Origin of the sequence: Nitratireductor sp. GCM10026969, assembly GCF_042660605.1 — a bacterium.
In the GTDB taxonomy this organism is placed as follows: domain Bacteria; phylum Pseudomonadota; class Alphaproteobacteria; order Rhizobiales; family Rhizobiaceae; genus Chelativorans.
In genome coordinates, this window is the sequence record NZ_JBHSUM010000169.1 from 1 (window position 1) to 8,677 (window position 8,677).

Annotated in this window: 8 protein-coding genes; all 8 read left to right on the forward strand. The window is 66.5% G+C overall.

The genetic code is table 11. The features are described 5' to 3' along the window. A partial coding sequence (locus ACFP9U_RS21685) for a zinc-binding dehydrogenase (protein WP_378624665.1) occupies positions 1 to 583 on the forward strand: 583 nt, incomplete at its 5' end. After that, positions 580 to 1,608 (forward strand): NAD(P)H-quinone oxidoreductase, encoded by a 1,029-nt coding sequence (locus ACFP9U_RS21690; protein WP_378624667.1) that lies wholly within the window; start codon positions 580 to 582, stop codon positions 1,606 to 1,608. The genes ACFP9U_RS21685 and ACFP9U_RS21690, both read left to right, overlap by 4 nt. Then, positions 1,605 to 3,338: an acetolactate synthase catalytic subunit gene (locus ACFP9U_RS21695; RefSeq protein WP_378624669.1), complete on the forward strand. Its 1,734-nt coding sequence runs from the start codon at positions 1,605 to 1,607 to the stop codon at positions 3,336 to 3,338. Before ACFP9U_RS21690 ends, ACFP9U_RS21695 begins: the two co-directional genes overlap by 4 nt. A 28-nt stretch (positions 3,339 to 3,366) precedes the next feature. Further along, positions 3,367 to 4,572 carry an ABC transporter substrate-binding protein gene (locus ACFP9U_RS21700; RefSeq protein ID WP_378624670.1) on the forward strand — a complete coding sequence of 402 codons (1,206 nt, stop codon included), beginning with the start codon at positions 3,367 to 3,369 and terminating at the stop codon, positions 4,570 to 4,572. Between the two features lie 59 nt (positions 4,573 to 4,631). Continuing rightward, positions 4,632 to 5,519, forward strand: a complete 888-nt coding sequence (locus ACFP9U_RS21705; RefSeq protein WP_378624671.1) for a branched-chain amino acid ABC transporter permease — start codon at positions 4,632 to 4,634, stop codon at positions 5,517 to 5,519. Next, complete coding sequence (locus ACFP9U_RS21710) at positions 5,516 to 7,324, forward strand: branched-chain amino acid ABC transporter ATP-binding protein/permease (protein ID WP_378624672.1); 1,809 nt, start codon at positions 5,516 to 5,518, stop codon at positions 7,322 to 7,324. Before ACFP9U_RS21705 ends, ACFP9U_RS21710 begins: the two co-directional genes overlap by 4 nt. After that, positions 7,311 to 8,015: an ABC transporter ATP-binding protein gene (locus tag ACFP9U_RS21715; protein WP_378624673.1), complete on the forward strand. Its 705-nt coding sequence runs from the start codon at positions 7,311 to 7,313 to the stop codon at positions 8,013 to 8,015. The genes ACFP9U_RS21710 and ACFP9U_RS21715 overlap by 14 nt, the downstream gene beginning before the upstream one ends. Position 8,016: 1 nt before the next feature. After that, the coding region (locus tag ACFP9U_RS21720) for an SDR family oxidoreductase (protein WP_378624675.1) at positions 8,017 to 8,677 on the forward strand (661 nt) is incomplete at its 3' end.

Here is an 8,677-nt window from a genome sequence, read left to right on the forward strand (position 1 = left end):
TGCCGGCGATGTCGCGGCCGGCGACAGGCTGGTGGTGCTCGGGCCCGGGCCGATCGGCCTGGCGATCGCATGGGTGGCGCAGCACCGCGGGGCGGAGGTGCTGGTGGCCGGCATGGACGACGCTCGTCGCCTCGCCTGCGCCCGGGAGATGGGACTGCGCCATTGCGTCGACCTCGCTGAAGCTTCGCTCGAGACGGAGGTTCACCGGATTTTCGGGCGCCCGGCCGATCGCGTGTTCGAGGCGACAGGCGTTTCCGCTTCGCTCGCCGACGGCCTTGCGATCCTGCGCTCCGGCGGCGTGCTGGTAGTCGCCGGCATTCATTCCGACCCCTATACGCTCGACCTCACGCGCTTCGTGCGCGAGAAGAAGCAGCTTCGCGCCGCCCATGACACGACCGACCGCGCATTCGGCGAGGCGATCGGCCTGCTCGCCGACCATGGTCATGTGCTGTCGCGCCTGATTTCGCATCGTTTGCCGCTCGCCCGCGCCATCAAGGCTTTCGAACTCGCCCGCAGCGGGCAGGCTGTCAAGGTTCTGCTGCTGCCGACATGCCGCGAACGTGAAGGAGAGGCGAGCGCATGAGCGCATCGATGAAAGCCGTCATCGCCCGGGAAGCGGGCGGCCCCGAGGTTCTCAGCGTGGTGGAACGGCCATGGCCGGCACCCGGAGAGGGCGAGGTGCTGGTGCGTGTGCATGCCGCCGGCGTAAACCGGCCCGACGTCATGCAGCGCGAAGGCGCCTATCCACCGCCGCCGGGCGCGTCCGACATCCTGGGGCTCGAGATCGCCGGAAAGGTGGAAGATTGCGGTCCCGGCGTCACCCGCTTTGCCGTCGGCGATGCGGTGATGGGGCTTGTGGCCGGCGGCGCCTATGCCGAATGGGCCGTCGTCCATGAAACGAACGCGCTCAAGGTCCCTGAAGGCATGAGCTTCATCGAGGCGGCAGCCTTTCCCGAGACTTATTTCACCGTCTGGAGCAACGTCTTCGAGCGTGCGAGGCTTGCCGCCGGCGAGACGATCCTCATCCATGGTGGTGCCTCCGGCATCGGCACCACGGCAATCCAGCTCGCCGTCGCGCGCGGCGCCCGGGTGATCGTCACCGCCGGCTCACCGGAGAAATGCGCGGCCTGTTTGAAGCTGGGCGCTGCGGTCGCCATCGACTACAAGCGCGAGGACTTCGTCGAGGCGGCGCGCCGGGCGACGGACGGCAGGGGCCCCGACGTCATCCTCGATATGGTGGGCGGGGACTATATCCAGCGCAATCTCGATGCGGTGGCCGTCGACGGCCGTATCGCCCAGATCGCCTTCCAGCACGGTCCGCGTGCCGATCTGAACCTTACGCCACTTCTCATGAAACGCATCACGCTGACCGGCTCCACGCTGAGGGCACGGCCCGTGGAAATGAAGGCCGCGCTCGCGCGGGCTTTGGAGAGGGAGGTCCTGCCGCTGCTGGCACAAGGCCGGGCCCGCCCGGTGATCGACACGACCTTTCCGCTTGCTGCGGTTGCCGATGCGCACAGACGTATCGATAGCGGAGCGCACGTCGGAAAGATTGTCCTGGACGTGAACGAGGGCGCCGTGGTGCCCGATCGAGAGACAAACGCATGACAATTGCCCAGACCGGAACCGCCGGCAACATGACCGGCGCACATATGCTCGCGGCTGCGCTGCAGCGCCACGGCGTACGGGAGATCTTCGGGCAAAGCCTTCCCTCCGCCCTGTTCCTCGCCGCGCCCGACTACGGCATTCGCCAGATCGGCTATCGCACCGAGAACGCCGGCGCGGCCATGGCGGATGCCTATGCGCGCGTATCGGGCAGGGTGCCCGTCGTCACCGCCCAGAACGGGCCGGCCGCCACGCTTCTGGTACCGGGCCTTGCCGAGGCGCTGAAGGCGTCGATCCCCATGGTGGCGATCGTGCAGGACGTGCACCGCAGCTTCACGGACAGGAACGCCTTCCAGGAACTCGACCACTTCGCGCTGTTCTCGGGCGTCGCCAAGTGGGTGCGGCGCGTGGCCGACCCGACCCGCATCGACGACTATGTGGATATGGCCTTTGCAGCGGCCGCCAGCGGGCGCTGCGGGCCGGCCGTTCTGCTCCTTCCGCTCGACGTGCTCGACGAGCGGCCGGAGCTCAAGCCGGAAACACCCCGCCGCCAGGCGGATCTCGGCCGCTATCCCCTGGACCGGGCGGCCGCCGACCCCGCCCGCGTGGCCGAAGCGGCCGCGCTCATCGCAGGTGCGGAAAGGCCGATTGTCATCGCCGGTGGTGGTGTCCATTCCTCACGCGCGGCCGAAGAGCTCTCCGCGTTGCAGGCGCTCGGCCTGCCGGTGGCGACAACGGTGATGGGCAAGGGGACGGTGGACGAGATTCACCCGCTGTCCGTTGGCGTGGTCGGATATTTCATGGCGCCGCGCGCGCGCTCCGCCCACATGCGCGAACTCGTGGCGGGGGCGGATGTCGTCCTCCTCGTCGGCAACCGCACGAACCAGAACGGGACCGACAGCTGGTCGCTCTACCCGCCGAACGCCCGTTATATCCAGATCGACGTCGACGGCGGCGAGGTCGGGCGCAACTACGAGGCCATGCGTCTCGTGGGCGACGCCAAGCTGACGCTGGCGTCCCTGACGGCCGTGCTCAAGGAACAGGACCTTTCCGCACTCGAAGCGCGCCGCCCCGCTGTCGAAGAAAAGATCGCGCAAGCGCGCGAGGCCCATCGCGCGGACATGGCGCGGCTGGTCGACATGGACGCGGTTCCCATCCGCCCGGAGCGGCTGATGGCGGATATCGACGCGTCCATCACGCCGGACGCCATCGTCGTCGCCGACGCCAGTTACGCCTCCATATGGGTGGCGAACTTCCTGACGGCCCGCCGCCCGGGACAGCGCTTCCTGACTCCGCGCGGGTTGGCCGGCCTCGGCTGGGGGTTGCCATTTGCCATCGGCGCGAAGACCGCGGTTCCCGACGCTCCGGTCGTCTGTGTTACCGGCGACGGCGGTTTCGCCCATGTCTGGGCGGAGCTGGAGACGGCGCGCCGCATGAAGCTCCCGGTGGTCGTTGTGGTCCTCAACAACCAGGTGCTGGGCTACCAGAAACACGCCGAACTCTCCCTCTTTGGCGCGCACACGGACGTTTGCGATTTCGAGGCGGTCGACCACGCGGCGATCGCCCGCGCCTGCGGCTGCACGGGCGTGCGTGTCGAACGCCCGGCCGAGTTTGCGCCGGCCCTTGAGGAGGCCCTGGCCCGGAGCGCGGTGACGGTCATCGATGTCATGACCGACCAGCGTGCCTATCCGCCGATCACCAGCTTCGAAGGCAAGAATGCCCTGAATTACTGAAACTGAACCGTTATCTCGGGAGGAAGACATGAGATTCGTTCGTTATCTGAAAGCCACCGTCGCCGCCGCGACGCTGCTCACCGCGCCCGCCGCCATGGCCGACGTGCAGTTCGGCGCGCTCTATCCGTTCAGCGGGCAACTGGCGCTGCTCGGCGAGGAAAGCTTTCGCGGGCTTGAGATTGCGGTCGACGAGATCAACGCCGCCGGAGGGGTACAGGGCGAGACCGTGGTGCTCGCCCGCGGCGACGCCGTCGACAACAACCAGGCGATCGGCGAAGCGCGGCGTCTCATCTCGCGCGAGGAGGTCGTGGCGATCTTCGGCACCTATTCCTCCTCGCGCTCCATCGCCGCGAGCCAGGTGGCGGAACTCGCCGGCATCCCGTATTTTGAGCTCGGCGCGGTGGCCGACGAGGTGACCGGCCGCGGCTTCGAAAACCTTTACCGCACCAATCCGACCGCCGAAGACATGGGCAAGATGATCGTCGACATGATCGTCGACGTGGTGGCGCCCGGCGTCGGCCGCGAGCCCGGCGATCTCAAGATCGGTATCATCCACGAGGATTCCAGCTACGGAACCTCGGTCGCCCAGCACCAGCAGAACTACGGCGAGGAAGCCGGCCTCAACATCGTCACCACGCAGGCTTATCCCGCCTCGACGGTCGACATGTCGTCGCTCGTGCTCGACCTGAAGCAGCGCGGCGTCGACGTGGTGCTGCAGACTTCGTATCAGAACGACTCGGTGCTCTTCCTGCAGCAGGCCAATGAGGCCGAGTTCCAGCCCGCAGCCATCATCGGCGGGGGCGGCGGTTATTCGATGCAGCCGACGGCCGACGCGGTCGGTCACGACGTGATCGACGGCGTGCTCAACGTCGATTTCACCCAGTATCTCGTCAATACCGAGTTCACCCCCGGCCTCGAGGAATTCGTCCAGGCTTATCAGGAGAAGTACGGTGAATCGCCGCGTTCCGGCCATTCGCTGAACAACTATGTCGGCGCCAAGGCCATTCTCCAGGCGCTCGACGAGGCGGACGGTTTCTCGCCGGAGGAGATCAAGTCCACGGTCGAGGCGATCGATGTTCCCGAAGGCGAGACGGCGGCCGGCTACGGCGTCAAGTTCGGCGAGAACAACCAGAACGAGCGCGCCTCGATGATGGGCCTGCAATGGCAGGACGGAAAGCTGGTGACCGTCTATCCCGAGGCCGCGGCGGCGGCCGAGGTCCAGTTCACCAACTGACGAGGAATCGGCGGGGCGGCCTGGCCGCCTCGCCAAAGCCCAGCTCGGTGTGAGGCGTGATGGAAACGTTCCTGCAGGTGGTGGTCAACGGCCTGATGCTCGGCGGCTTGTTCGCCATCGTCGCCGTCGGCCTGACGCTGATTTTCGGCATCGTGAAAGTGATCAACTTCGCCCATGGCGAATTTCTCATGGTGGGGATGTATGCGACCTTCCTCCTGACGACCGGACTGGGCGCGCATCCATATGTGACCGCGGCGGCCGTGGTGCCGATCCTCTTCGTGATTGGCGCCCTGACCCAGCGCTTCATCATCCAGCCGCTGCTTGCCGCCCATGACGAGCACATCCAGATCTTCGCGACCGTCGGCATCTCGACGGCGCTCATCAATCTCGCGCTCCTTCTGTTCGGCGCCGACATCATGTCGACCCCGTCCTACGGTCTGCGTTCCTCGCTCGAAATCGGATCGGTGCGGATCCTGACCGGCCAGGCGGTGATCTTCATCGCGGCGGCGGTGCTGGTGTTCGGACTGCACCTTTTCATGTCGCGGACGCTGTGGGGCCGGGCGATCCGTGCGGTCGCGCAGAACAGGGCGGCAGCACAGCTCATGGGCATCAATGTCGATCGCGTCTACGTGCTCACCTTCGGCATAGGAGCGGCCTGCGTCGGACTGGCTGCAAGCCTTGTCGCGCCGCTCTATCCGACCTCACCCACGACCGGCACCTATTTTGTGCTGACGGCCTTCGTGGTGGTGGTGCTGGGCGGGCTCGGATCGCTCGGCGGCGCATTCGTCGGCGCCATGGTCATCGGCCTCATCGACAGCCTGGCCGGGTTCTATATCGGCTCCGATCTGCGTGAGGTCGCCGTCTTCGCCGTCTTCCTGCTCATCCTGGTCCTCAAGCCTTCCGGCCTCTTCGGAAAGCAGCTCAACCTCTCGCACGTGTCGCCATGACGGCCGCTTCCCCGCTTTCCCTGTCGCGCCGCCAAGGCCTTGCCGTTCGCCAGGGCGCCATTGCGCTGGCCGCCCTGCTGGGGCTCGTTCTCGTCCTGCCGGTCATGATCGGCGATGCCTTCGTCTACCACGTCTTCGTCACGATCTGCATCTTCGCCGCGCTCTCCACCGCCTGGAACATCGTCGGCGGCTATGCCGGGCAGCTCTCGCTCGGTCACGGGATCTTCTACGGCATCGGCGGCTATGTGGGCATGATGCTGATGAATGTCGGGATAACGCCCTGGCTCGGCATGTTTGCCGCCGCCGCCGTCGCGGCACTGGTGGCGATGGTCATCAGCTATCCCTGCTTCCGCTTGCGCGGCCCCTTCTTCGCGCTCGCCACTATCGCGCTGCTCGAGGTCTTCCGGGTCCTGGCGCTGCATTTTCGCGATATTACTGGCGGCGCGACGGGCATGATGGTCCCGCTCAATATCGGTTGGGAGTGGATGATCTTCCGCGAGCGGCTGCCGTCGCTCCTCATCGCCTTCGGCCTCATGCTCGTGACGCTCGCCGTCGCGTGGGCCGTCCGCTCGCGCCGCCTCGGCTTCTATCTGGTGGCAACGCGCGAACGGGAATCGGCGGCCAGGGCCGCGGGCGTGGATACAGTGCGTGTCCGGCTCATGGCGGTCGCCGTCTCCGCCGCGCTGACGGCTATGGTCGGCACCTTCCATGCAATGTATCTCACCTTCATCGAGCCGGAATCGGTCTTTTCGCTCACCCTGTCGATCCAGATCGCCATGTTCGCGCTGATCGGCGGCATCGGGACCGTGTTCGGTCCGCTGCTCGGGGCTGTCCTGCTCGTACCGATCACCGAGCTTGCGCGCGGCTGGCTGGGCACCGAGGCGATCGGTCTTCACGGCTTCGTCTATGGCGTCGTGCTCGTCGGCGTCGTGCTCTTCATGCCCAACGGCATCTCCGGCCTGCTCGACCGCTTCTTCAAGACGCGCGCGCCGGTGCGCACAGCACCCGGCGAGGTGGGCGCCGTGGCGGCTGCCCCGCGCGCGAGCGGAAACCCGCAGATCGGCGAGGATGTGCTGCGCGTTTCGGGACTGCAGAAGAATTTCGGCGGCCTGCGCGTGACGCGTGATGTCTCCTTCACCCTGCGCGAGGGCGAAATCCTGGGGTTGATAGGGCCGAACGGCGCGGGAAAGACCACCGTCTTCAACATGATCTCCGGGTTCCTGGAACAGGACGCCGGCACCGTCGAGGTGCGCGCCGCCGACGGTTCGTGGCGGACACCCGTTACCCCGGGCGATTTCGCGGCGATCGGGGTCGGGCGGACCTTCCAGATCGTCCAGCCCTTCGCGGCGATGACGGTCGAGGAGAACATCATGGTCGGCGCCTTCCACCGTCACGCGGACGTGCATGAGGCCCGCGATCATGCTCGCCGTACGGCCGAACGGATGGGCCTTGCCGCCTATCTGGACATGGAGGCGCGCAGCCTGACCATCGGCGGCTTGAAGCGGCTCGAGGTGGCGCGGGTGATGGCCATGGAACCGCGCATTCTCCTGCTCGACGAGGTGATGGCCGGGATCAACCAGACCGACGTGCGCCGCGCCGTCGACCTCATGCTGTCGATCCGTGACGGCGGCGTCAGCATCATCGCCATCGAACATGTCATGCAGGCGGTGATGTCGCTTTCCGACCGCGTGCTGGTGCTGAACTCCGGCGAGATCATCGCCAAGGGAAGCCCCGGTGAGGTGGTGCGCGACCAGACCGTCATCGAGGCCTATCTCGGCAAGGAGTATATCGATGCTCAGACTTGAAGACGTCGATGCCGGCTATGGTGCGACGACCATCCTGCATTCGATATCGCTCGACGTCGGGTCCGGAGAGGTCGTCACCATCGTCGGCGGAAACGGTGCCGGCAAGACGACGGTCCTGCGCACGATTGCCGGGCTGATACGGCCGACCGCCGGGCGCATCGTCTTCGACGGCGAGGAGGTGACCCGGCTGTCCGCCCACGAGATCGTGGAACTGGGTATCACGCTTATCCCGGAGGGCCGCCAGCTCTTCCCCGATATGACCGTGCGTGAGAACCTGCAGATGGGCGCCTTTCGCCGCACCGCTCGCGGGCAGATGTCCGAGACGATGGAGGAGGTGCTGACGCTGTTTCCGAGGTTGCGCGAACGGCTTCATCAGCCCGCCGTCTCGCTCTCGGGCGGTGAGCAGCAGATGGTGGCCATCGCCAGGGGAATGATGGCGCGGCCGCGCCTGCTCATGTTCGACGAGCCGTCCCTGGGGCTGGCGCCCATCATCGTCGAACAGGTGTTCGAGGTGATCGATGCCGTAGTGAAGACCGGCACGACGATCCTGATCGTCGAGCAGAATGTCTTTCACACGCTGAAGGCGGCGGATCGCGGCTACGTGCTGGAAAACGGCGAGATCGTCCTGAGCGACGCAGCCGATGCGCTGCTGCGCAACGACCATGTGCGCCAGGCCTATCTGGGGATCTGACATGACCGAGCGAGAGAAGAATCCGGAGGCGATCGCCAACCGGGCGAGCCATGCAGGCAGGCGGGTGCTCGTCACCGGCGGGGGAAACGGAATCGGCCGGGCCATCGCCCTTGCCTTTGCCCGTCGCGGTGCGAAGGTGGGCGTGGCAGACATCAAGGCCGAGGATGTGGAGCGCACCGTCGCGGACATCCGCGCGCAGGACGAGGGAGAGGCGGCCGCGCTCTCGCTCGATATCGCCGATTACACGGTGCTGACCGAAGCGCTCGCCGGGGCGCACGAGGCGCTCGGCGGCACTTTCGACACGGTGATCAACAATGCCGGCATCTCCCCCAAGCATGACGGTGTGGCGCACAAGGTCTGGGAGATGGATCCCGACGAATGGCGCCGGGTTGTGGACGTCAATCTGACGGGTCCGTTCAACACCATTCGTGCGCTCGCGCCCGTCATGCGCGAGGCGGGCCGGGGTTGGATCGTCAATATGTCCTCCGTCGCCGGCAAGACGTATTCGCCGATTGTCGCCTGCCATTACGCGGCGACGAAATCGGCCCTGATCGGCTTCACAAAGCATCTGGCCGCCGAGCTCGGGCCGTTCGGGATCCGCGTCAACGCGCTCGCGCCCGGCCGCATCGAAACGCCGATGGTGCGCGGCGTGGGGGCGGCGG

Excerpts from the sequence above, each read along its gene's own strand:
- ACFP9U_RS21690 (WP_378624667.1), top strand. The coding sequence starts at position 580 with ATGAGCGCATCGATGAAAGCCGTCATCGCCCGGGAAGCGGGCGGCCCC.
- ACFP9U_RS21705 (WP_378624671.1), top strand. The coding sequence starts at position 4,632 with ATGGAAACGTTCCTGCAGGTGGTGGTCAACGGCCTGATGCTCGGCGGC.
- ACFP9U_RS21695 (WP_378624669.1), top strand. The coding sequence starts at position 1,605 with ATGACAATTGCCCAGACCGGAACCGCCGGCAACATGACCGGCGCACAT.
- ACFP9U_RS21715 (WP_378624673.1), top strand. The coding sequence starts at position 7,311 with ATGCTCAGACTTGAAGACGTCGATGCCGGCTATGGTGCGACGACCATC.
- ACFP9U_RS21700 (WP_378624670.1), top strand. The coding sequence starts at position 3,367 with ATGAGATTCGTTCGTTATCTGAAAGCCACCGTCGCCGCCGCGACGCTG.
- ACFP9U_RS21710 (WP_378624672.1), top strand. The coding sequence starts at position 5,516 with ATGACGGCCGCTTCCCCGCTTTCCCTGTCGCGCCGCCAAGGCCTTGCC.